We start from the raw sequence: 22820 nt of genomic DNA, 5'->3' as shown, positions 1-22820 counted from the left end.
TGCTGGTACAGCGACAGTGCAACTCATCGACAGCAAGACCGACCGACAGGTACCGAATAGTCGGGCGACACGCGGAGCACCAACGGAACGATATGAGCTATCAGACATTTCAGACCGAATCGCGCGTCCGGCTCGTGAGCGAATTCACTTGGACGTAGGGTTTCAGACACCAGCTGATCAATTCAGATACATGAGGGGGGATGACTTTCAGTCAGGTGATCATTTCGGTCAGTTCGAGCGAGCCGACTTGCACACGGCGCTCACCAGTGGTTCCCTCATCAGGTCGCTGAGACGCACATCACAACGACGACAGTCAGCCACCGCCCGTCACCCACAAGGTCGACGGGAAACAACCAAGGAGCAATACATGCCCGGAGTCGGCATATGGCGCACCAAATCCGTCGAGCAATCGATCGCGGACACCGACGAGCCTGAGACAAAGCTCAAGAAGGAACTGACCGCGAAGGACCTCACGGTATTCGGAGTCGCCGTCGTCATCGGCGCAGGCATCTTCACGCTGACTGCTCGAACCGCAGGCAATGTCGCAGGACCCTCCATTTCACTGGCATTCGTTCTCGCTGCCATCGCCTGTGGCCTCGCCGCGCTGTGTTACGCGGAGTTCGCCTCCACCGTCCCCGTCGCAGGCAGCGCATACACGTTCTCCTACGCCACGTTCGGGGAGTTCGCCGCCTGGATCATCGGCTGGGACCTCATTCTCGAGTTCGCTCTCGCCTCCGCCGTCGTCGGCAAGGGCTGGTCGCTGTACCTCGGCAACGTCATCGGGGCCAGCGGAAGCACCACCGCCCACATCGGTTCGATCAGCTTCGATTGGGGCGCTCTGCTCATCATCGGCGCGATCACGCTGATCCTCGCGATCGGCACCAAGGTTTCCTCGCGAGTCTCCGCAATCATCACCGCGATCAAGATCGCAGTAGTCCTGCTCGTCATCGTCGTGGGCGCGTTCTACATCAAGAAGGAGAACTACTCCCCCTTCATCCCGCCGTCCGAAGGAACCGAGAGTTCTGCAAGCGGAATCCATCAGACCTTGTTCTCCTGGCTGACCGGCGCAGGCGGAAGTAGCTACGGCGCTTACGGATTGCTCGCAGCCGCCAGCCTCGTGTTCTTTGCCTTCATCGGTTTCGACGTCGTCGCCACCACCGCCGAGGAAACCAAGAACCCGCAGAAGTCGTTGCCGCGAGGAATCTTCGGCTCGCTCGCCATCGTCACGGTTCTCTACGTTGCCGTCACGCTCGTACTGACCGGCATGGTCAAGTACACCGAACTCAAGGACGGCAGTCCGTTGGTCGGCGATTCCAGCGCCACCCTCGCAACCGCATTCGAGGCCAACGGAATCGGTTGGGCACAAACCGCCATCAACTTCGGTGGCCTGGCCGGCCTCACGACAGTTGTCATGGTCATGATGCTCGGCCAGACCCGCGTCCTCTTCGCCATGTCCCGTGACGGCCTCATGCCGCGCAGCCTGGCCAAGACCAACGCCAAGGGCATCCCGATGCGCATCACGTTGATCGTCGGTGGCATCGTTGCCGTCCTGGCAGCGTTCTTCCCCATGGGCACGCTCGAAGAGATGGTCAACATCGGAACGCTGTTCGCCTTCGTCCTGGTTTGTGTCGGTGTCATCGTCCTTCGCCGCACCCGCCCCGACCTGCCGCGCGGATTCCGCGTCCCGCTGGTGCCGTTCGTTCCGATCGTCGCCGTGCTCGCCTGCGGTTGGCTGATGCTCAACCTCTCGGTCGAGACCTGGATCCGGTTCCTCGTCTGGATGGCCATCGGTGTGCTCGTGTACTTCGCCTACGGTCACCGCAAGTCGGTCCTCGGTCGCAAGCTCAAGGACGGAACGGCCATCCCGTCCGCGAACGCCGACCCGGTACTCGTCAAGGACTGATCCTTCACAAACGAACCGCCGCTCTCCGATTCGGAGAGCGGCGGTTCGTTTTGTTCGACGGCGCGAGTTTCAGATGAGCGGATTGGCACCGTTCAGGAAGATCCAGGTGCAGACACCGGCAGCGATACCGAGGATCAAAACCACGAGCGATCCGATAAACGGACGAGTTGCCCAGCCACGACGACCGTCGAGCGCAATACGACCTGGTCCCGTCAAAATGATGACGCCCGCACAGATTCCGAGCAGCATCTCGTACTCGGTCCCGGCCGGGGCGAAGTACTCCAGGCCGGGTGCGCTCGCCTGACGCAGCGCCCACGCATTGATCATCACCGCCAGAACCGACGCTGCCGCAACGGGAGTCAGCAACCCGAGGATCAGGAGGGCGCCACCTGCGACTTCACCGACGGCGCCGAGTATCGCCATCCACTTCGCCTGCTGGAACCCGGCGTCCGCCAGCATCGACTCGAACCCGTTCAGCCCCGGCCCGTTCCAGATACCGGTCAACTTCTGCAGACCGTGCACCAACGCAGTTCCACCGACGGCCAATCGCAGTGCAAGCAACCCGAGGTCGAGAGTGCCTCGGCCCCGCGGAGACTCAGTTGTACCTGCCACGGCTTCGGCGGTGGGGACGGCGGCGATCGGAGCGTCGTACGCCGTCTCACGCTCGAGAGCCACGGTCGGCTGATCCGCGCCAGGTGCTCGGTATGTCGGTATCTGTTCGGTCAGGGAGTTGGCGTTCGTGGAACCGAAATCGAGATCGTCGTCGGTCCGCGGCAACGGATTCTTGGCGCTCACCGTCGGAAATTGTTCGGTGGGCGAATCATACGGACTGGACACATTGCCCGTCGGCTTGTCCGCATCCGACAACTCGCTGGGATCTTTTCGCTCGTCAGTCACGTAGGTGAGCCTATGACCGATTCACGAACTCGACGGGGAACCTTGGTCCGGCGTGGCGGCATCTGCCGTGCATTACGTAACGTCTTGGGCATGACTACGGGTAGGCATGCAGCGCTGGGCGCACTGGCGCTGGTGCTCGGGACATCGTTGCTCGCAGGTTGCGCCGACTTCGACGAATCGACTGCCTCGCCGTTCACACCCGAACCGACCAACCAGGCCAGCGCGGAAGTGCAGCCGGAGAACCCGCCGCCGTCGACCACGCCGCCGGCGCCGCGGACCGGCCCCCTCGGACCGTGTCAGGATGCCGACACCGCCGTGATCGCAACCTGTCTCGACACCACGGGTGGGCTCGTCACACTCCCGGACGGGAACTCCGGACTGGTCGCCGAACGGCGGACCGGCCGGATCATGCAGGTAGCTCCCAACACGACACCGGTCGAGGTAGCCAAGATCGACGTCGACGGCAGCGGTGACGGCGGCCTGCTCGACATCGCACTCTCCCCCACGTTTGTCGAAGACAACCTGATCTATGCCTACGTCACCACCGGAACGGACAACCGGGTGGTCCGCATCGCTCCGGGTGACACCGCCAAGGAAGTACTCGGTGGAATCCCGCGCGGCGCGAGCGGCAACGGCGGGTCACTGGAGTTCGCGGCCCCGGACCAGCTCATGGTTCTGACAGGCGATACCGGAAACCCTGCGGTTGCTCAGGATCCCGCCTCGTTGGCGGGGAAACTCTTGCGGGTCCGATCGCTGACACCCAACGCTGCGCCGCCTCGCCCGGAAGTTGTTCTGTCCGGAATCGGAAACGGCGGCGGCGTGTGCGTCGATCCGGGAATCGCAACGTGGGTCACGGACCGAACCACTCTCGAGGATCGCCTCCAACGCGTCGGCGCCGACGGCACGGTGACATCCCCCGCGTGGACGTGGCCCGACCGACCCGGAGTCGGCGGGTGCATCGCGGCGCAGGGAGTGGTAGCTGTCGCGCTGGGGGCCGGCAAAGCGATCTCGGCGCTGGCCGCAGATCCAGGAACAGGAGCAGTTACGACCGCGCCGTCGGCAGTGGCGAAAGACACGTACGGCCAGCTGGGCGGTTTGGCACTCGGATCCGACGGTTTGATGTGGGCGAGCACGATAAACAAAACCGCGGGCGAGCCGGGTCCGAACGACGACAAGGTGGTCAAGATCCCGATGCCGAGTGGCAGCGGCGGGATCGACTGAGCTGAGATCGCCGAGCAGCATGTCTGTTCGGTCACGGATCCCGTGACCGAACATGCACAGATGCGTACTCTTTTGTTAGCGGGGCTAAACACCACGCATTTGCCAGGACCGGTTGGCCCAACCACGACAAAGGAGTCGGTATGAAGGCAATCCAGTACACGAGAATCGGCGCAGAACCCGAACTCACGGAGATTCCCAAACCCGAGCCCGGTCCAGGTGAAGTGCTCCTGGAAGTCACCGCTGCCGGCGTCTGCCACTCGGACGACTTCATCATGAGCCTGCCCGAAGAGCAGTACACCTACGGCCTTCCTCTCACGCTCGGCCACGAAGGCGCCGGCCGGGTCGCCGCCGTCGGCGAGGGCGTCGAAGGACTCGACATCGGAACCAATGTCGTCGTCTACGGACCCTGGGGCTGTGGCAGCTGTTGGCACTGCTCGCAAGGACTCGAAAACTACTGTTCTCGGGCAAAAGAACTCGGCATCAATCCTCCTGGTCTCGGTGCACCCGGCGCGTTGGCCGAATTCATGATCGTCGATTCACCTCGCCACCTCGTCCCGATCGGCGACCTCGATCCGGTCAAGACGGTGCCGCTGACCGACGCCGGTCTGACTCCGTATCACGCGATCAAGCGTTCACTGCCGAAACTTCGCGGTGGCGCGTACGCCGTCGTCATCGGTACCGGCGGTCTCGGCCATGTCGCCATCCAACTCCTCCGCCACCTCTCGGCAGCAACCGTCATCGCACTCGACGTGAGCGCGGACAAGCTCGAACTGGCAACCAAGGTAGGCGCTCACGAAGTGGTCCTGTCCGACAAGGACGCGGCCGAGAACGTCCGCAGGATCACCGGAAGTCGGGGCGCCGCACTGGTTCTCGACTTCGTCGGCTATCAGCCCACCATCGACACCGCGATGGCTGTCGCCGGCGTCGGATCGGACGTCACGATCGTCGGGATCGGCGACGGGCAGGCCCATGCCAAAGTCGGGTTCTTCCAAAGTCCTTACGAGGCTTCTGTGACAGTTCCGTACTGGGGTGCCCGCAACGAGCTGATCGAATTGATCGACCTGGCGCACGCCGGCATCTTCGACATCGCGGTGGAGACCTTCAGTCTCGACAACGGCGCCGAAGCGTATCGACGACTGGCCGCCGGAACGCTCAGCGGCCGCGCGGTTGTGGTCCCTGGTCTGTAGACCGACAGCGGCAAAACGACAGCGAAAAACACTGATGCCCGGCCGAATTCGATTCGGCCGGGCATCAGTGTCAGAAATTCAGTGTGCGCTAGCTGCACGCCTCGATGACAAGTTCCTTCACACGAGCCGCGTCTGCCTGTCCACGAGTGGCCTTCATGACGTCGCCGACGATCTTTCCGGCGGCCTGCACCTTGCCACTGCGAATCTTGTCCGCGATGTCGGGGTTCGCTGCGAGCGCTTCGTCGACGGCTGCCTTGAGCTTGGTTTCGTCACGTTCGACGACCAACTCCGGGTGGGCCGCGACAACCTGCTCCGGGTCACCCTCGCCGTCGAGGACGTGATCGACGACCTGGCGAGCCACTTTGTTGTTGAGCTTGCCGCTGTCGATGAGAGCTACGACCTGGGCAACCTGCGCCGGGGTGATCGGCAGAGCGCCGAGTTCGACGCCACGGGTGTTCGCCTGCTGTGACAGGTAGGACAGCCACCAGGAGCGCGCTGCCTCGGGCGAAGCACCGGCCTCGGTGGTCGCGATCACCAGATCGATGGCACCGGCATTGACGAGGTCGCGCATGACCTCGTCGGAGATTCCCCAGTCCTTCTGGATCCGCGCACGGCGAATCCAGGGAAGCTCCGGCAAGGTACCGCGCAGTTCTTCGACCCACTCGGCGCTCGGAGCGACGGGCTCGAGATCCGGTTCCGGGAAGTAGCGGTAGTCCTCGGCCGTTTCCTTCCGGCGTCCCGCTGCGGTGGTGCCGTCGCCTTCCTGGAAATGGCGGGTCTCCTGGATGACCTCACCGCCGGCGTCGAGAACTGCTGCCTGACGGCGCATTTCGTAGCGAACTGCGACCTCGACGCTCTTGAGGGAGTTGACGTTCTTGGTCTCGGTGCGGGTCCCCAGTTCGGTGGAACCGATCGGCATGAGGGAGATGTTGGCGTCGCAGCGCATCGATCCCTGATCCATGCGGACGTCGGAGACGTCGAGGGACTTCAGCAGATCACGAAGCGCCGTGACGTACGCGCGAGCAACCTCGGGGGCGCGCTCACCGGCACCGTGGATGGTCTTGGTGACGATCTCCACCAACGGAACGCCCGCACGGTTGTAGTCGAGCAGCGAATGGCTGGCACCGTGGATACGACCGGTAGCGCCACCCACGTGGAGGGACTTACCGGTGTCCTCCTCCATGTGGGCGCGCTCGATCTCGACGCGCCACGTCGTGCCGTCGTCGAGGATCACGTCGAGGTAACCCTCGGTTGCGATCGGCTCGTCGTACTGGGAGATCTGGTAGTTCTTCGGCTGATCCGGGTAGAAGTAGTTCTTGCGTGCGAATCGGCCCCACGGCGTGATGGAGCAGTTGAGCGCAAGGCCGATCCGGATCGCGGACTCGACAGCGGCTGCGTTCACCACCGGCAACGAACCGGGCATGCCCAGACAGACCGGGCACACCTGGGTATTGGGTTCGGCACCGAACTCGGTGGGGCACGGGCAGAACATCTTGGTCGCGGTGCCGAGTTCTACGTGCACCTCCATACCCATCACAGGCTCGTACTTGGTCAGTACTTCGTCGTAATCGAGGATGTCGGGCGCATCGACAGCAGTCATGGTGATCAGTTTATGCGTCTGCGGCTCAGCCGAAGAATGCGGCTGCCTCCTCGTAGCGCTCCTTGGGCACCGTCTTGAGTTTGCGGGTCGCCTCGGCGAGCGGAACGAGGTCGATGGACGTTCCGTGCAACGCGACCATCTGACCGAAATCTCCGCGGTGAGCTGCGTCGGTGGCATGAACGCCGAAGCGAGTGGCGAGGATGCGGTCGTGCGGCGTCGGGGTGCCACCGCGCTGAATGTGCCCGAGGACGGTGGTGCGAACTTCCTTGCCGATCCGGCGCTCGATCTCGTTTCCGAGCTGCTGCGCGACACCGGTGAAGATCTTGTGGCCGAACTCGTCTATGCCACCTTCGCGCAGGGTCATCGACGCGGGATCGGGCATCGCACCTTCAGCCACGACGCAGATGAAGTGGGAGTCGCCACGCTGGAAGCGCTTCTTGACCATCGCGCACACCTCGTCGACGTCGAACGGCTGTTCCGGAACCAGAGTCAGGTGTGCCCCCGACGCCAGTCCGGCCTGCAGCGCGATCCAGCCCGCATGCCGGCCCATGACCTCGACGAGCATGACGCGCTGGTGCGATTCGGCGGTTGTGTGGAGCCTGTCGATGGCGTCGGTGGCGACAGCCAAGGCGGTGTCGAAACCGAAAGTCACGTCAGTGCAATCGATGTCGTTGTCGATCGTCTTGGGCACACCGATCACGGGTACGCCGCTCTCGGAAAGCCAACTGGCCGCGGTGAGTGTGCCTTCGCCGCCGATCGGGATCAGGACGTCGATCCCGTTGTCGTCGAGAGTCTGCTTGATCTGATCGAGGCCCGCACGGAGTTTGTCGGGGTTCACGCGAGCGGTGCCGAGGATCGTGCCACCGCGGGTGAGGATGCGGTTGATGCGGTCATCGGAGTCGAGCGGGACCTTGCGGTCCTCGAGCAATCCTCGCCAGCCGTCCCGGAATCCGACCACGGTACTGCTGTAACGACCGGCCGACGTACGTACGACGGCGCGGATGACCGCGTTCAAGCCCGGGCAGTCGCCGCCGCCCGTGAGGATTCCGATTCGCATAGTGCAGCACCTCTCGTGACCGGATTGTGGATCTTGGTGTCCATCTTCCCCCAGTCACCGTATTGCCGCAGGATAGCGGCGTTGCCGAGCCGCAACGCCGCGCCGCACGGGACCCCTAACCCGGCGTGACGAGCCCGCTTTCGTACGCCAACACGACTGCCTGGGCGCGATCGCGCAGATCGAGCTTCGACAGCACCTTTCCGACATGGGTCTTGACGGTCTGCTCGGCGACGAACAGCCGCTCGGCGATCTCGACGTTGGACAATCCGCGGGCGATCAGTTCGAGGACCTCGCGCTCACGCGGGGTCAGGGCGTCCAGCGCTTCGGGCCGTGCGCGCGGGGCCGCCCGCCGGCTGGTCACATCGGCAATCAGACGCCGAGTCACCGTCGGCGCCAGCAAAGCCTGCCCTTCGGCAACGACGCGTACCGCCCGAATCAGCTCCTCAGCCGGTGCGTCCTTGAGCATGAACCCGCTCGCTCCGACGCTCAGGGCCTCGTAGACGTAGTCGTCGATGTCGAAAGTGGTGAGCATGAGGACTCGCACCGGCGGTTCCCATCCGGCGGACAGAATCTGGCGGGCAGCGTCGAGTCCGTTCATCTCGGGCATGCGAACATCCATCAAGACCACATCCGGACGCAATCGCGCGACCTCGGCGACGGCGATCTTGCCGTCCGGCGCATCGCCGATCACGCTGATGTCGGGCTGGGCGGAGAGTAGGGCTCCGAACCCTTGTCGAACCATCGCCTGGTCGTCTGCGATGAATACTGTGATGGGCACTCGGACAGCCTAGGCGGGCATCGACGGCAACTCGGCCCGGACCTCGAACCCTCCGTCCTGTCGCCGGTTTGCCAGCAGCATGCCGCCCACCGCCGAAGCCCGCTCTCGCATTCCGCGGATTCCGTTGCCACCAGTGGTTTCCGACGCCGAGTGCTGATTGCCACCCAATGGCGAAGGTCCGTTGTTCACGAGCGCGCTCACCGATTGCGGACCGAATGCCACGGCGACCTCGATGGGTCCGCCTGGCGAATGCCTGGCCGCGTTGGTGATCGACTCCTGAATGATCCGGTAGAGCGCAAGGCCCGTGGATTCCGAGACCGACGCTCGATCGCCGTCGACTCGCCACGACACCGGCAAACCGGCACGGGTACTGCCGAGCAACAGTTCGTCCAACTGGTCGACGCCCGGTTGCGGAGCTGTCACCATGGGGTCCCCGTCGCTGCGCAGCACTCCGAGGAGACCACGAATCTCGTTGAGCGCTGCTCGCCCTGTCTCACTTATCGATTCGAATTCGGTTCGGATCTCCGGAGTGACTGCATCGAGTCTGTACGGCGCACTCTGAGCTTGCACGACCACCATCGACATGTGGTGGGCCACGATGTCGTGCAAGTCGCGGGCGATCCGCGCCTTCTCCTCGAGGATCGTGCGTCGAGTGCGTTCGAGTTCACTGACTTCCTCCTGCTTGGCCAACTGGCGGCGCGAGAGGACCAACCAGCGGATCAACAGGCAGAAGACGACCAGGGCACTCAGCCCCACAGCCCAACCGGCGCCGTCGCTTCCCGGGGCGTTGCCGAGAAAGAGCAGCACTGTGGCGATCCAGGCGACACCGACAACCTGAATAGGCGCCCGCAGACTCACTGCGGCCAGCAACGACATCAGCACGATGATGTGGACGACCTGCCACGGGTAGTCGTAACCGGGAGTGTTGTCGAACACCAACGGGATGATCAACGCCGAGACCGCCGACACCGCCCACCCCAACGGAGCGTTGATCCGGATCAGGACGAACGGAAATGCAGCCAACGCGGCGACGAAGGGCATGATCGGCGGCGAAACATGATGCGTCAGTTGCAGTGTCGGCCAGGCAATCGAATAGAGGATCAGAGTGATCGCTACGATGACGATGTTCCAGAACTGACCGCGGGCCACGAAACTGGTTGCCCGACGCACTTTCTCCGAATGAACGACCGCCCCGTCGAGGCCGGACAGCATCGACCCGGCGGTGGCGTATGTCGGCGCGGGCACATCCGGTGCACCCTTGTTCTTCCTACGGACCTTGATCACTCGTCAAGCCTATGAAGGCGAACCCCGAAAGTCCTCATACTGCAGAGTGAGATCCCCCTACCTCCGAGGTATCACAGGGGAGGGAATTCTCACCCGAATGCGCGTCGGAGAACCCCTCCACAGAGCGATGACCGCCAGGATTGTCCGTTCATAGCGTGAACGGCATGCGGATCACACGGGTGAAAGACATCTCTCGAAGCGCCGGCACCTGGGCTGCCCTGGCGCTGGCTGCAACGGCAGCGATCACGGTCACTGCCGGAGCGAGCGGAGCCCAGTCGCCGCGCACCGAGAATTCGAACGCATCCAGGGCGATCGCCACCGTGACTACTGCGGATGCCGCTGACGCTGCGACCACCATCCCGGCGGACTTTGCGGCATTCGCCGGTTACACCCCCGCCGTCGTCGACGGATACCTCGCCAATCCCCACGGCGACTGCTCGTCGCCGGTCCCACTTCCCGACGAATTCGACTCGGCCTGCAAAGCGCACGATCTAGGCTACGACCTACTCCGCTACGCGCATTCGCACGGAACGGAACTGGGGCCGTGGGCACGTCAGGTCCTCGACGGTCAGCTCGACCAGCGAATGCATGCCGCGTGTGAAGACCGCACGTCCTTTCTCTCACGAGGGTATTGCTTCGCGATGGCCGATGTAGCAGTCACGGCTGTGAACGGAAACTCCTGGCGCCAAAGCTATCTGACGCCGGTCGCGGAATCGGGATTCGGTTATGGCACGGCCGGTGTTCTGGCAGTCTCCGCCTTCGGCTTCACCCTGATGCGATCGCGGCGCCTCGACCCGTCGAACGAGTTCTCCTACTCCCCGAAAGCGATTGCAGCATGAGCGTTCTGAATGCGTCACGGACCCCCGTCCTCGCCCGAGTCGGGGCGCTCGCACTCCCCCGCGTGTCCACGAGCGTCGCCGTGGCAGCGATGTCCGCCATCTCGCTGGCTCCCGGACTCCTGCCGCGATCAGCCGTACTACAAGGGGTGTTCAGCGGTCTGCTCGTCGCGGCCGGACTACTGGCGATGTGGGCGTTCTCCGCGGTAGCCCGTCGGCTCGTCCCCGACCGGGTCAAGGCCCGATTCGACGAACGTCATTGGCGCATCACCGCGTTCGGGTTGTCGACTGCCGGCACCGCAGTTGCGATGTTCGCCGCCGCCGGTTGGCAGAACTCGTTGCGAGCGGCGATGGGCGCACCGTCTGCCGGACTTCTCCACTGGGCGGAGGCGGGTTGCATTGCAGCACTGACCGCCCTTTCACTCTGGGGCCTCGGGGTCGGACTTTCGAAGGCGCTGCGGTGGATGGGTTTCGCGCGGAGTGTTGGCGCACTGGTCATGGGTGTTCTCGGAGTGCAGTTGGTAGTCGGTCCCGCCGTGTGGAACGGTCTTTCCGATTCGTTCGACAAGTCCAACGCGTACATCGACACCGCTCTGACACAGCCACTTTCGGCCTCCGCGACAGGCAGCTCCGAATCGCTCATCTCGTGGACCTCGATGGGGGCTGAGGGACGCAAGTTCGTCGCAGCAGGCGAAGACTCGGTGCGCGTCTACGCCGGTTTGGATTCGGCACCCGACACTGCATCACGTGCCGCTCTCGCGGTGAGCGAACTCGATCGCGTCGGCGGCTTTACCCGCAACAGCGTCGTAGTGGCCGTTCCGACCGGATCGGGGTGGATCGACACGCATGCAGTCGACGGTATCGAGCAACGGTTCGGCGGCGACGTCGCAATAGTCGGGCAGCAATACTCCGACGCACCCAGTTGGGCGACATTCCTGTTCAGCCGCAACGACGCCGAGGAATCAGCCACCGCCCTGTTCACAGCTGTCGGTAGCCACATTGCCGCCATGCCCGCCGAGGATCGACCGGACCTGTTCCTCTACGGACAGAGCCTCGGCGCCGTCGGCGGCAGCGCCGCACTGTCCGAGGGCAGTCCCATTGTCCCGTGCGACGTGTTGTGGGCAGGTCCCCCGGCCGGCGCGACAGGGACGGACGGCGCAACCGTCCTAGCGAACACGTCTGACCCGGTGGTGTGGTGGTCCCCCGCCCTCGCGACGCAGAAGCCGGATCTGAGCCGTGCCGTGCAAGATGCACCGATCCCGCAGTGGATCCCGGGTGTCACGTTCTTGCAGACCACCGTCGACATGCTCGGTTCGCTCGGTGTCCCCGCCGGTCACGGCCATCGCTACGGAACCGATCAGGGGACGGCCCTGAGAACTTGCTCCTGAAACTGCTGTGCGCCTTTATTAACCGCGGGGGGTTGATAAAGGCGCACAGCAAACAGGTCAGACTGCAGTCGCGATCGGGCCGCGTGCAGCTTCGTAGGCCGCACCGACACGGTAGAGGCGCTCGTCAGCCATGGCGGGCGCCATGATCTGCAAGCCCACCGGCAGGTTGTCGTCCGCGGACAGGCCCGAGGGCACCGACATCGCGCAGTGTCCGGCCAGGTTGGTCGGCAGCGTGCACAGGTCGGAGAGGTACATGGCCAACGGATCGCCGACCTTCTCCCCCAACTTCCACGGCGTGAACGGGCTGGTCGGCGAGACCAGTACATCCACCTTCTCGTAGGCCCTGTCGAAATCGCGTGCGATGAGGGTACGAACCTTGAGCGCCGAACCGTAGTAGGCGTCGTAGTAGCCCGAGGACAGTGCGTAGGTACCGATCATGATGCGGCGCTTGACCTCCGGACCGAAACCGGCGGCGCGGGTTGCCGCCATGACCTGGTCGGCACTCATGTTGCCGTCGTCGACACGCAGTCCGTAGCGCATCGCGTCGAAGCGGGCCAGGTTGGACGAGACCTCACTGGGCAGCACCAGATAGTACGACGCGAGCGCGTGCTCGAAGCTCGGGCACGAGACCTCGACAACCTCGGCACCGAGTGCCTTGAGCTGCTCGACGGCAGCATCGAAGGAAGCGATGACGCCTGGCTGGTAGCTGTCGGAGTGAAGTTCCTTGACCACACCGACTTTGACGCCGCGCAGGTCGCCGGCTGCACCTTCACGTGCCGCAGCGACCACCGGACGCACGGGGGCGTCGATGGACGTGGAGTCACGCGGATCGTGCCCGGCGATGACCTCGTGCAGCAGAGCGGTGTCGAGCACGGTGCGGCCACAGGGACCGCCCTGATCGAGCGAGGAGGCGCACGCGACGAGTCCGAAGCGTGAGACAGTTCCGTACGTCGGCTTGGTGCCGACCGTTGCGGTGACCGCAGCGGGCTGACGGATCGAACCGCCGGTGTCAGTGCCGATGGCCAGCGGGGCCTGACGGGACGCGAGCGCCGCTGCACTACCGCCGCCCGAGCCACCGGGGATGCGGGTGACGTCCCACGGGTTACGCGTCGGGCCGAAGGCCGAGTTCTCGGTCGAAGAGCCCATCGCGAACTCGTCGAGGTTCGTCTTGCCGAGGATCGGGATGCCGGCAGCGCGCAGCTTGGAGGTCAGAGTCGCGTCGTACGGCGCGACCCAGCCTTCGAGAATCTTCGACGCACAGGTGGTCGGCATGTCCGTCGTGGTGAAGATGTCCTTCAGCGCGATCGGAACGCCGGCGAGTGCCGAAGCGGGTTCGTTTCCGCCCGCCAGCGAGTTGTCCACTGCTGCGGCGGCTTCGAGAGCCTGTTCGCCTGCAACGTGCAGGAAGGCGTGGTACTCGGTGTCGACGGCCGCGATGCGGTCGAGATGCGCCTGCGTGACCTCTACCGAGGACACCTCACGCGAGTGGATCTTGCCGGCCAGCTCAGCGGCGTCCAGCGTGGTCAGATCGGTCATTCGCCCTCTCCAAGGATCTGCGGAACCGCAAAGCGATCCTGTTCGACTGCGGGTGCTCCGGACAATGCCTGCTCGGGGGTCAACCCGGGCACGATCACGTCGGGGCGCGTCACGTTGGTGACGGCATTGGGATTCGCCATGGGCGGGACGTCGTCGGCCGCAACCTCGGTGACCACCTTGACGTGGTTGAGAATCGAATCCAACTGACCGGCGAACTCGTCGAGTTCGGCATCGGACAGGGCGAGTCTGGACAGCCGCGCGAGGTGCGCGACCTCGTCACGGGAGATGGCAGGCACCGCGGGGCCCCTTTCGGAAGAGGACGTGAACATTGCCGGTCCAGCCTAGTTGCTCGCCGCGACAGACCTGTAAGCACGCCCGCTGTATCGAACGACGAGCACGCTCACTGTGTCGATCGCCACGCCGGATGCCCGCGGTGTGTTTCGCTCGTGTGACAAGCATGTGCATCCGGCGTGACGCCGCCGCGGCGCCCACCATCGCAAGTTGGGCAAGTGCAAAGATGAGTCAGGCCCGGGTCGACGTGATCCGGGCGAGAACCGATCAGCGAAAGGCACGCACGTGTCGTACCTGCTTCGCGTCCAACTGCCCGATCGACCAGGCAGCCTCGGCGCGCTCGCCGTAGCTCTCGGATCCGTGGGCGCAGACATCCTCTCCCTCGACGTCGTGGAACGAGGTGACGGTTTTGCCATCGACGACCTCGTGGTCGACGTCGAACCGGGCGCGCTGCCCGACACCTTGATCACCGCTGCCGAGCATCTACCGGACGTGCTGGTCGATTCGATCCGCCCCTACGCCGGGATTCTCGACACTCACCGTGAGCTCGAACTCATAGATTCCGTTGCGACGGCCCGAAACGATCGACTACAGGTCCTCGTCGACGGCGCGCCGCGTGTACTGCGAGTCGGCTGGTGCGTCGTCGCGGACATCGGCAAGCACGGTGCGTACCGCGTCGTCGGTAGCGCCGGCGCGCCGGAAACCCACGCCACCGACATTCCGTGGATGCCACTGGACAAGCCCACCGCCCTCGACGGCGAGGCCGACTGGGTTCCGGACGTATGGCGCGACATGAACACCAGCCTCGCTGCCGCACCTCTCGGCTCCGGCAATCGAGTCCTCATGCTCGGTCGTCCCGGTGGGCCCGAATTCCGCCCTTCGGAGATAGCCCGCCTCGGCTACCTCGCAGGAATCGTGGCGACGGTACTGGGTTGACCAGGCTGGCTGATCAGGCCAGGCCGCGAACCATGACGGTCAGTTCCATACCGCGAATCGGCTCCCACGCCCGCTCGGGATCGGGGACGAAACCGTTGCGGTCGTAGATACGACGGGCATCGACCATCTCGGGCTGCGTCGAGATGACCACCGAGTGATCGCCGCGGTCGTAGGCTTCGGCGATCACTGCGCGAACCAATGCGGTTCCGGCGCCCGATCCCCGAGCTTGCGGCGAGACTGCGAGCATGCGGAACTCGAGTTCGCCCTTCTGCGCAACATCCGCGAAGGGCGTGCCGGGTTCTGCGATCGTCAACGAGCCCACGACTTCGTCACCGAGAACCGCAACCAGCACCCGCCCCTGCTCCACCCGAGTTGCGGTGTCGCGCAGGCGCTCCGCGTACGGCGATCCGCCGGCGACAAATCCGCCACCCACGTACGACTGCACAGTCAGCTCCCCGACGGTCTCGAACTCAGCCGGAAGAACTTCACGAATCTCGATCATGGCGTCACTATCGCACCCAGCACACCAATCTCAGAAATCGGACAAAGTCACTCTGGTTCGTCCAAATCGGTGGGAGCGACCGCATCCGGGCCATCTTCGAGCAACCGCCGGAAGCCGTCTTCGTCGAGCACCGGCACACCCAATTCGACCGCCTTGTCGTGCTTGGAACCGGGCGCTTCACCGACGACGACAAACGCAGTCTTCTTCGAGACCGACCCTGCCGCCTTGCCGCCGCGCACCAGAATCGCTTCCTTCGCCTGATCACGTGAGTAGGTCTCGAGCGAACCGGTGACGACGATCGAGAGGCCCTCGAGATTGCGCGGAATCGAATTGTCGCGTTCGTCCTCCATGCGTACTCCGGCCGACGCCCACTTGTCGACGATCTGCTGATGCCAGTCGACGGAGAACCACTCCACGACGGCGGCGGCGATAGTCGATCCGACGCCGTCCACTGCAGCCAACTCGTCGACCGAGGCTTCCCGAATGCGTTGCAGCGAGCCGAATTCGCCGGCCAACGCCCTCGCGGCAGTGGGGCCGACGTGCCGAATCGACAGTGCCACAAGCACTCTCCACAGCGGCTTGTCCTTGGCCGAATCCAGGTTGGCCAGCAAGCGTTTTCCGTTGGCGGACAGGGATCCCGCATTGGTGCGGAAGATCGGAACTTCGATCAGTTTCTCGGCGTCGAGTGAGAAGAGATCGCCCTCGTCGCCGATGACCTTCGCCTCCAACAGCCCGGTCGCGGCCTCGTAACCGAGCACCTCGATGTCGAATGCACCGCGCCCCGAGACGTGGAACACGCGCTCGCGCAACTGCGCCGGGCAGTACTGCTGATTGGGGCATCGCACGTCGACGTCGCCCTCTTTCGCGGGTGCCAACAACGTGCCGCACTCGGGACAATGTGTCGGCATGACGAACTCGCGCTCGGTACCGTCACGAACGTCTGCCACGGGACCGAGAACCTCGGGGATGACGTCTCCGGCCTTGCGCAACACCACGGTGTCGCCGATCAGCACACCCTTGCGCTTGACCTCCGAGCCGTTGTGCAGCGTGGCCAAGGACACAGTGGAACCCGCCACTGTGACGGGTTCCATGTACGCGAACGGCGTCACACGACCCGTACGTCCGACACTGACCCGGATGTCGAGGAGCTTGGTCGTGACCTCTTCCGGCGGGTACTTGTACGCGATAGCCCACCGTGGTGCGCGCGACGTGGTGCCCAGACGTCGATGTAACGACATCTCGTCGACCTTGACCACCAACCCGTCGATCTCGTGCTCGACGTCGTGGCGGTGTTCTCCCCAGTACTTCATCTTCTCGACCACGGCGTCGGCGCCGACCACCCGTGAGGTGTGCGTGGACACCGGCAGACCCCAGGCGGCGAGGGCCACGTAGGCGTCGTACTGCGAGGCCGGCTCGAAACCTTCCATGCGCCCGAACCCGTGGCAGATCATTCCGAGGCGGCGACGCGCGGTGACGGCAGGATTCTTCTGACGCAGGGAGCCCGCCGCGGAGTTGCGCGGATTGGCGAACGGCGCCTTCCCCTCCTCCACCAGGGAGGCATTGAGTGCTGCGAAGTCCTCGAGGCGGAAGAACACCTCGCCACGCACCTCGAGCAGGCTCGGAATCGGGTACTCGTCCGTGGCGGTAAGGCGCTCCGGGATGTCGTTGATCGTCAGAGCGTTGAGCGTGACCAGCTCGCCCGTACGACCGTCACCGCGGGTTGCGGCACGAACGAGTTTGCCGTTCTCGTAGACGAGATTGAGGGCGACACCATCGATTTTCACTTCACAGAGATAGTGCAGTTCCGGCCCGGTTTCCTGCTCTACCTTGGCGATCCATGCTCGGAGCTCCGACTCGTCGAAGACGTTGTCGAGGCTGAGCATCCGCTCCAGGTGGTCGACGGACGTGAAGTCCGTCGCGAATCCGCCACCGACGAGTTGCGTCGGAGAGTCGGGAGTTCGCAGATCCGGGTACTGCTCTTCGAGAGCATTGAGCTGCCCGAGCAATGTGTCGAATGCACCGTCCGAAATGACGGGCGCATCACGAACGTAGTAGCGGAACTGATGCTGGCGTACCTCTTCGGCCAGCTCCGTCCACTGCTCGCGCGCCTCGTTGGGCGCTGGCTGCATTGCATCCGCGGTTTCAGTCACAGCTAGAAGATTATCGGTTCACACCGACACACCACACGACTCCACATCGGAACGCACACACTAGAACGCCGACGGATCGTCCACCAATGCCTTGCCGACGTCTGTACACAGCAGAAGGGCGGCACGAGCCCAGTCGAGGTTCGCACCCGAAAGACCGCAACGCGGAGTGACCGCGACCTGGGTCTGCAGGAGTTCACGAGAGAAGCCGAGACGATCTACCAGTGTGACGGCGGGCATCGCACACTCTTTCCACGTCACCGGCTTTTCCGGCTCCACGGACGGAACCAGACCGAGCGCCAATTCCTTGCCGGCGTCGAACAACTGGCCGATACCGTCGAGATCGCGTGAGCCGATGAGCGACATGTCGAAGCTCACGCCGAACGCCTGGCTTCGCCTCAGTAGATCCCACGGCATGTCTGTGCCGCAACTGTGGACGATTGTGGGCAGTCCGCAACCGCTGATCGTCGAGTCGAGTACGGCGAGTGCCTCGGGTTCCGGCAGTGCCGGAACGCTCTCCATCTTGGTGCGCCCAGGCAGCGAACCGGCCAGAACTGCCGCGATCTGCGGCTCGTCCAACTGAATCACCACTGCGGCGCCGGTGCGGCGAGTGACCTCGGCCGCATGACGCGCGAGACCCTCACCGAGTGATTCTGCGACGTCGCGGAGCGCACCGCGGTCGACGAGAACTCGCGAACCGTTTGCGACTTCGATCTCGGCGCCGAGTGTCAGCGGGCCGGCGACCTGGAGCTTGACGACGTGGTCTTCGCCGACCAAGCGCGCCGACTCCCAGGCTTCCTCGAGCGCGTCGAGATCCTGATTCAGAAAGTCCTCGGCTCGCTTCGCGACATTGCCCCTCCGAGGCACGACTCGATAGGCACGGGTCGAGGCGTCGAGGTTGATGTCGACCAGAATTGCCCCCGCCCGGCCGACCATGTCAGCGCCGAGACCGCGGCTCGGCAACTCCACCAGGTGTGGGAAACCGCCCAGTTCGCCAAGGATGGTTGCGGCGCTTTCGCGGGCGTCCGTGCCCGGCCAGGATCCGATTCCGGTGACGAGGCCACCGATGGAAACCTGCTGTGTCACAGTGTGTTCGGCTCGGATTCGGTGCCGGAGATGGTGCCACTGCCGAGAACCTGGTCGCCCAGTTCGCTGTCGGGGCGATACAGCACGACGGCCTGGCCCTTCGCGACGCCGGTCAGTGGTTCGCGCAACGAAATGGAGATGCCGCCGCCCGAAGTACCGTCGTCGACGGCCTCCGCAACGGCCTGCGCCAGCCCGCCGTGCGCACGGACCTGCACCATGCACTCGACGGGGCCCTCAGGCGCCTGGCCCGAGGTCCAGATCGCACGCTGCGCCGAGATGGCCCAGACGTCGAGATTCTTGGCCGAACCCACTCGGACCGTTCCGGTTTCGGGCTCGATCGCGGTCACGTACCGCGGACGGCCGTCACCTGCGGGACCTTCGACGCCGAGACCCTTGCGCTGTCCGATCGTGAAGCCGTGTACGCCGTCGTGCGCAGCGAGGACTTCACCCGAATCGGCGTCGACGACGCTTCCCGGACGAACGCCGATGCGCGCACCCAGGAATGCTCGGGTATCGCCGGTCGGGATGAAGCAGATGTCGTGACTGTCAGGCTTGTTCGCCACAGCCAGACCGCGCTCGGCGGCTTCCTCGCGGATCTGTTCTTTCGGTGTGTCACCGATCGGGAACATCGCTCGCGAAAGCTGATCGGCCGTCAGGACACCGAGGACGTACGACTGGTCCTTGTCAGCGTCGACCGCCCGGCGCAGGACGCCGCCTTCGAGGCGCGCGTAGTGACCGGTCGCCACGGCGTCGAAGCCGAGAGCGACTGCACGGTCGGCGAGTGCGGTGAACTTGATCTTCTCGTTGCAGCGCAGGCACGGATTGGGGGTCTCACCCGCTGCGTACGACGCCACGAAGTCGTCGATCACGTCTTCCTTGAAGCGATCGGCGAAATCCCAGACGTAGAAGGGTATTCCGAGAACGTCGGCGGCGCGCCTGGCGTCGCCGGCATCTTCCTTCGAGCAGCATCCACGCGAACCCGTCCGCAATGCACCCGGCGCCGTGGACAGCGCAAGATGAACGCCGACGACGTCATGTCCGGCGGCAACAGCGCGGGCGGCGGCGACAGCGGAGTCGACACCTCCGCTCATGGCTGCGAGTACTCGCATCAGCGATCCCCTCCACGCGAACCGGCACCGGCAAGACCGGCGGCCCGAGCGCGCTCTACTACTTGTGGAAGCGCAGCGATCAGCGCGTCCACATCGGTGACACTCGACGTATGTCCGAGCGAAAATCTCAGTGAGCCACGCGCGACGGGCGATTCGACGCCCATCGCGATCAAGACATGGCTGGCTCTGGCCACACCGGCGGTGCAGGCCGAACCGGTGGAACATTCGATACCGGCGGCGTCGAGCAGCATCAGCAACGAATCGCCCTCGCAGCCGGGGAAGGTGAAGTGCGCGTTACCGGGAAGCCGATCGGATCCGGTCGGGCCGTTGAGCACCGACTCGGGAAGAATCTCCAGGACCCCGTCGATCAAACGGTCACGCAGCTTCGCCAATTCCCTTGTGCTCGAATCGAAGTTCGCGACATTCGCGCGCAGCGCCGCAGCCATCCCGACAACTCCCGCGGTGTCCGGCGTCCCCGAACGCAGATCACGTTCGTGTCCGCCGCCGTGAAGGAGCGGCACACAGGGAACCTGGCGTCCGAGCAGAAGCGCGCCGACGCCGTGCGGACCACCGAACTTGTGCGCCGCGATGCTCAGCGCGGCCAATTTGCTCGCCGCGAAATCGACCGGCAATTGTGCAACTGCCTGAACCGCGTCGCTGTGCATCGGAATCTCGAACTCAGCCGAAATCTCCGCCAACTCCACGATCGGCATGATCGAGCCGACCTCGTTGTTGGCCCACATCACCGTCACGAGTGCTACCTCGTCGGCGTGGACGGAAAGCTCGTCACGCAAGGTCTGCGGGTCGACGACACCGTTCTCGTCGACCGGCAACCACGTCACGCGCGCGCCCTCGTGCTGCTCGAGCCACTCGACGGCGTCGAGCACAGCATGATGCTCGACGGAGCTGGCCAGGATGCGAGTGCGTCGCGGGTCTGCGTCACGGCGAGCCCAGTAGATGCCCTTGACCGCGAGATTGTCGCTCTCGGTGCCTCCGGAGGTGAAGATGACCTCCGACGGCCGCGCACCCAGGCTGGCGGCGATCGATTCGCGCGATTCCTCGACGCGGCGCCGGGCCGCACGGCCGGAGCCGTGCAGCGAGGACGCGTTGCCCACGGTTTTGAAGGTATCGGTCATCGCCTCGATAGCGGCTGCCGACATCGGAGTCGTGGCGGCATGATCGAGGTACACCGGAAATCCGGCGTGGGCACTGTGTGCAGGCAGAGTCATGGCTTGACAAGGATAGCCCAGCACGAGAGTTCGACCAGCCTCGCTCAGCAGGCTAAGCGCTCATCGCCGGGGAAGGATCGATTTGTCCCACGGCTTGTGTCACGAGTTCCGGTGCGGGGTCGAAGATGTCATGAGCTGCCAGATCGATGATGTCGACGCCGCGTACGGCTCTCTCGCATCGCTGCGCGAGATCGGCTCGACACTCCCCTGCCTCCTCGAGCGGAGCCAGCCTGACCTTCACCTCGACGTTCTTCTGACGCAGGATCCGACGGATGGACTGACCGATCGTTTCGGTGCCGACAAAGCAGGGTCCGGTGCACAGGGAACCGTCGGCGTTCTCGTAGCGGATCGCCATCGGCTGAACCGGGCATTCGGCGTCGACGGCTGCTTGGAACATCGCCGGACGAAAACCGCCGTACGCCCGCCCGCACCAGGTCGTTCCCTCGGGGAACACCATCACCCGGACACCTCGCTGCAGGCGTTCGCGAACGACGTCGACGGTTCCGGGGAGTTCACGCAGTCGGGCGCGGTCGATAGGGACGACGCGCATCCGGCGCGCGAGACCGCCGAGCACTGCCCAGTCGAGCAGGTCGGCGCGGGCGACGAAGTTGGCCGGAGCAACGGCGCTCGCGACGAGGACGTCGGTCCAGGACACGTGACCGGCGACAACCATGACCCCGTCAGGTTCCGCGCGCCCCAACCGCTGGTCGTCGACCGTCAGCTTCATCCCCAGACAACGAAGCAACGCGCGCGAGTATCCGCGTTGCATCTCAGTACGCCAGGTGCGCGGGAGCAGCCAGCCGGCTGAAAGCACAGGCGCAGTCACCAGTGCGGCACCGACCATGACCCCGCGGGCCATCACGGTGATACTCGACACACCGGGTGCGTCCGCGGGTAGGCACCCGTCGCCGCAGGGGCTCGTCGGCACCCAGTACGGCACCGCCGCGGTCATCAGCCGATCCCCGACTCGTGTGCGGCGGCCGCCGATCGCAGCCGTTCGAGGTAACGCTTGTTGGCGGAGTGAAGGCCTTGCAGTGCAACAAAATCGGCCACACCGAACTCGGGATCGTGAGCAGGTTCCCCGCAGATCATCGCGCCCATCCGCAAGTAACCACGGAGCAACGGCGGCATCGTCACGCGTTCCGATGCGGCGATCTCGTCGAGCGTCAGACCCCCGAGGACCACCGGGTTTCGTGGGATCACCCGCCGCGACCCCGGACTGGCGTGCTTGTTCATCACGAAGTCACGGACGCCGCGGACATCGGCGCCGGCAATTGAATCGGGGCTCGGCAAGACGGGCACGGAGACGCAGCCCATCACCCACTCGTATCCGGTCAATTCGAGATAGTGCAGGATGCCCGACCACATCAGGCTCAGGACGGATCCGGTGCGGTGAGCGGGATCGACGCACGCGCGACCCATTTCGACAATCCTGTTCGACACCGGATCGAGCGCGGAGATGTCGAATTCGGTTGCGGTGTAATACCCACCCGCCGCCGCAGCGGAATCCGGCGGCAGCATTCGGTAGCAGCCGACGTACTCCTCGGTGATGTTGTCACGAACGAGTAGATGATCACAGAATTCGTCGAAGCCGTCGGCGTCGAGTTCGAAGACCCCGGCCGAGGCCGGGAGGGAGAAGCCTGGCTCGGAGGCGAACACTCGGTATCGAAGGCGCTGCGCTGCGACACGATGCTCGCGGTCGGAGGAGACGATCAGGGAATATCTCGGCTGGGCGACCTCACGGCCGAGATTGTCACTCGCGGAGCGAAGGACTGACGTAATTGTCATGCGCAAGGTTTATCGAGCGCGAACGGCGTCTCGGTATCGACGAAG

At 64.5% G+C, this 22820-nt stretch carries 20 protein-coding genes; 6 read left to right on the top strand and 14 right to left on the bottom strand.

Annotated features, from left to right (window positions below):
- Window positions 1–367: 367 nt before the first annotated feature.
- A complete protein-coding gene (locus ACVZUB_RS12010) occupies window positions 368–1903 on the top strand; it encodes an amino acid permease (protein WP_003944693.1) in 1536 nt (511 codons plus the stop codon).
- Window positions 1904–1972: 69 nt separating this feature from the next.
- Here the strand turns inward: ACVZUB_RS12010 and ACVZUB_RS12005 are convergent, their stop codons facing one another.
- A complete protein-coding gene (locus tag ACVZUB_RS12005; protein WP_003944742.1) occupies window positions 1973–2800 on the bottom strand; it encodes a DoxX family protein in 828 nt (275 codons plus the stop codon).
- Between the two features lie 90 nt (window positions 2801–2890).
- On the opposite strand from ACVZUB_RS12005, the gene ACVZUB_RS12000 reads away from it, so the two are divergent.
- Together ACVZUB_RS12000 and ACVZUB_RS11995 are read left to right on the top strand one after the other, a co-directional pair.
- Window positions 2891–4021 (top strand): PQQ-dependent sugar dehydrogenase, encoded by a 1131-nt coding sequence (locus ACVZUB_RS12000; protein ID WP_003944688.1) that lies wholly within the window; start codon window positions 2891–2893, stop codon window positions 4019–4021.
- 140 nt (window positions 4022–4161) lie between these two features.
- Entirely contained in the window at window positions 4162–5208 is a 1047-nt protein-coding gene (locus ACVZUB_RS11995; RefSeq protein WP_482628438.1) for an NAD(P)-dependent alcohol dehydrogenase, read from the top strand.
- A gap of 88 nt (window positions 5209–5296) precedes the next feature.
- Here the strand turns inward: ACVZUB_RS11995 and gatB are convergent, their stop codons facing one another.
- From gatB to ACVZUB_RS11975, 4 genes are all read right to left on the bottom strand, one after another.
- Window positions 5297–6808 carry an Asp-tRNA(Asn)/Glu-tRNA(Gln) amidotransferase subunit GatB gene (gene gatB, locus ACVZUB_RS11990; RefSeq protein WP_007729370.1) on the bottom strand — a complete coding sequence of 504 codons (1512 nt, stop codon included), beginning with the start codon at window positions 6806–6808 and terminating at the stop codon, window positions 5297–5299.
- 25 nt (window positions 6809–6833) lie between these two features.
- Window positions 6834–7865: an ATP-dependent 6-phosphofructokinase gene (locus ACVZUB_RS11985; RefSeq protein WP_047271265.1), complete on the bottom strand. Its 1032-nt coding sequence runs from the start codon at window positions 7863–7865 to the stop codon at window positions 6834–6836.
- Window positions 7866–7980: 115 nt separating this feature from the next.
- On the bottom strand, window positions 7981–8643 hold the full coding sequence (locus ACVZUB_RS11980) for a response regulator (RefSeq protein WP_054187770.1): 663 nt from the start codon (window positions 8641–8643) through the stop codon (window positions 7981–7983).
- Between the two features lie 9 nt (window positions 8644–8652).
- Window positions 8653–9927, bottom strand: coding sequence for a sensor histidine kinase (locus ACVZUB_RS11975; RefSeq protein WP_208689632.1), 1275 nt, complete (start codon window positions 9925–9927; stop codon window positions 8653–8655).
- A gap of 164 nt (window positions 9928–10091) precedes the next feature.
- Here ACVZUB_RS11975 and ACVZUB_RS11970 point away from each other — a divergent pair, with 164 nt between their 5' ends.
- Both ACVZUB_RS11970 and ACVZUB_RS11965 read left to right on the top strand, forming a co-directional pair.
- A complete protein-coding gene (locus ACVZUB_RS11970; protein ID WP_039973090.1) occupies window positions 10092–10766 on the top strand; it encodes a membrane protein in 675 nt (224 codons plus the stop codon).
- Window positions 10763–12151 (top strand): alpha/beta-hydrolase family protein, encoded by a 1389-nt coding sequence (locus tag ACVZUB_RS11965; protein WP_397523854.1) that lies wholly within the window; start codon window positions 10763–10765, stop codon window positions 12149–12151. Before ACVZUB_RS11970 ends, ACVZUB_RS11965 begins: the two co-directional genes overlap by 4 nt.
- Before the next feature lie 57 nt (window positions 12152–12208).
- Here the strand turns inward: ACVZUB_RS11965 and gatA are convergent, their stop codons facing one another.
- Both gatA and gatC read right to left on the bottom strand, forming a co-directional pair.
- The gene (gene gatA, locus ACVZUB_RS11960) at window positions 12209–13687 is read right to left on the bottom strand and encodes an Asp-tRNA(Asn)/Glu-tRNA(Gln) amidotransferase subunit GatA (protein WP_208689634.1); all 1479 of its coding nucleotides are present in this window, start codon (window positions 13685–13687) and stop codon (window positions 12209–12211) included.
- Complete coding sequence (gatC, locus tag ACVZUB_RS11955; RefSeq protein ID WP_003944747.1) at window positions 13684–13983, bottom strand: Asp-tRNA(Asn)/Glu-tRNA(Gln) amidotransferase subunit GatC; 300 nt, start codon at window positions 13981–13983, stop codon at window positions 13684–13686. The genes gatA and gatC overlap by 4 nt, the downstream gene beginning before the upstream one ends.
- A 280-nt stretch (window positions 13984–14263) precedes the next feature.
- Between gatC and ACVZUB_RS11950 the strand changes: the two genes are divergently transcribed.
- Window positions 14264–14914, top strand: coding sequence for an ACT domain-containing protein (locus ACVZUB_RS11950; protein WP_003944719.1), 651 nt, complete (start codon window positions 14264–14266; stop codon window positions 14912–14914).
- A gap of 13 nt (window positions 14915–14927) precedes the next feature.
- Here the strand turns inward: ACVZUB_RS11950 and ACVZUB_RS11945 are convergent, their stop codons facing one another.
- The 7 genes from ACVZUB_RS11945 to ACVZUB_RS11915 all read right to left on the bottom strand — a co-directional run bounded on the left by ACVZUB_RS11945 (window position 14928) and on the right by ACVZUB_RS11915 (window position 22775).
- Entirely contained in the window at window positions 14928–15416 is a 489-nt protein-coding gene (locus tag ACVZUB_RS11945; RefSeq protein WP_003944764.1) for a GNAT family N-acetyltransferase, read from the bottom strand.
- A gap of 47 nt (window positions 15417–15463) precedes the next feature.
- Window positions 15464–17545, bottom strand: coding sequence for an NAD-dependent DNA ligase LigA (gene ligA / locus ACVZUB_RS11940; RefSeq protein ID WP_372027845.1), 2082 nt, complete (start codon window positions 17543–17545; stop codon window positions 15464–15466).
- 81 nt (window positions 17546–17626) lie between these two features.
- A complete protein-coding gene (locus tag ACVZUB_RS11935; protein ID WP_397523856.1) occupies window positions 17627–18649 on the bottom strand; it encodes a uroporphyrinogen decarboxylase/cobalamine-independent methonine synthase family protein in 1023 nt (340 codons plus the stop codon).
- Complete coding sequence (gene mnmA / locus ACVZUB_RS11930; protein WP_029255100.1) at window positions 18646–19758, bottom strand: tRNA 2-thiouridine(34) synthase MnmA; 1113 nt, start codon at window positions 19756–19758, stop codon at window positions 18646–18648. Before mnmA ends, ACVZUB_RS11935 begins: the two co-directional genes overlap by 4 nt.
- Window positions 19758–20987, bottom strand: a complete 1230-nt coding sequence (locus tag ACVZUB_RS11925) for a cysteine desulfurase family protein (RefSeq protein WP_073512980.1) — start codon at window positions 20985–20987, stop codon at window positions 19758–19760. Before ACVZUB_RS11925 ends, mnmA begins: the two co-directional genes overlap by 1 nt.
- A gap of 52 nt (window positions 20988–21039) precedes the next feature.
- The gene (locus ACVZUB_RS11920; protein ID WP_003944726.1) at window positions 21040–21939 is read right to left on the bottom strand and encodes a lysophospholipid acyltransferase family protein; all 900 of its coding nucleotides are present in this window, start codon (window positions 21937–21939) and stop codon (window positions 21040–21042) included.
- Window positions 21939–22775: a GNAT family N-acetyltransferase gene (locus ACVZUB_RS11915; protein ID WP_116056878.1), complete on the bottom strand. Its 837-nt coding sequence runs from the start codon at window positions 22773–22775 to the stop codon at window positions 21939–21941. The genes ACVZUB_RS11920 and ACVZUB_RS11915 overlap by 1 nt, the downstream gene beginning before the upstream one ends.
- Between the last annotated feature and the right edge of the window lie 45 nt (window positions 22776–22820).

Source organism: Rhodococcus sp. OS5, assembly GCF_056837585.1.
The sequence above is the reverse complement of the archived record's forward strand: the minus strand, read 5'-3'. Positions and strand labels throughout refer to the sequence as shown.

Bases quoted from the DNA above. Each gene is read 5' to 3' on its own strand.
- ACVZUB_RS11995 (WP_482628438.1), top strand. From the start codon at position 4,162: ATGAAGGCAATCCAGTACACGAGAATCGGCGCAGAACCCGAACTCACG.
- ACVZUB_RS11920 (WP_003944726.1), bottom strand. From the start codon at position 21,939: ATGACCGCGGCGGTGCCGTACTGGGTGCCGACGAGCCCCTGCGGCGAC.
- ACVZUB_RS11915 (WP_116056878.1), bottom strand. From the start codon at position 22,775: ATGACAATTACGTCAGTCCTTCGCTCCGCGAGTGACAATCTCGGCCGT.
- gatB (WP_007729370.1), bottom strand. From the start codon at position 6,808: ATGACTGCTGTCGATGCGCCCGACATCCTCGATTACGACGAAGTACTG.
- ACVZUB_RS12000 (WP_003944688.1), top strand. From the start codon at position 2,891: ATGACTACGGGTAGGCATGCAGCGCTGGGCGCACTGGCGCTGGTGCTC.
- ligA (WP_372027845.1), bottom strand. From the start codon at position 17,545: ATGCAGCCAGCGCCCAACGAGGCGCGCGAGCAGTGGACGGAGCTGGCC.
- ACVZUB_RS11970 (WP_039973090.1), top strand. From the start codon at position 10,092: ATGCGGATCACACGGGTGAAAGACATCTCTCGAAGCGCCGGCACCTGG.
- ACVZUB_RS11965 (WP_397523854.1), top strand. From the start codon at position 10,763: ATGAGCGTTCTGAATGCGTCACGGACCCCCGTCCTCGCCCGAGTCGGG.
- ACVZUB_RS11985 (WP_047271265.1), bottom strand. From the start codon at position 7,865: ATGCGAATCGGAATCCTCACGGGCGGCGGCGACTGCCCGGGCTTGAAC.
- ACVZUB_RS11925 (WP_073512980.1), bottom strand. From the start codon at position 20,987: ATGACTCTGCCTGCACACAGTGCCCACGCCGGATTTCCGGTGTACCTC.
- ACVZUB_RS12010 (WP_003944693.1), top strand. From the start codon at position 368: ATGCCCGGAGTCGGCATATGGCGCACCAAATCCGTCGAGCAATCGATC.
- ACVZUB_RS11945 (WP_003944764.1), bottom strand. From the start codon at position 15,416: ATGATCGAGATTCGTGAAGTTCTTCCGGCTGAGTTCGAGACCGTCGGG.
- mnmA (WP_029255100.1), bottom strand. From the start codon at position 19,758: ATGCGAGTACTCGCAGCCATGAGCGGAGGTGTCGACTCCGCTGTCGCC.
- gatA (WP_208689634.1), bottom strand. From the start codon at position 13,687: ATGACCGATCTGACCACGCTGGACGCCGCTGAGCTGGCCGGCAAGATC.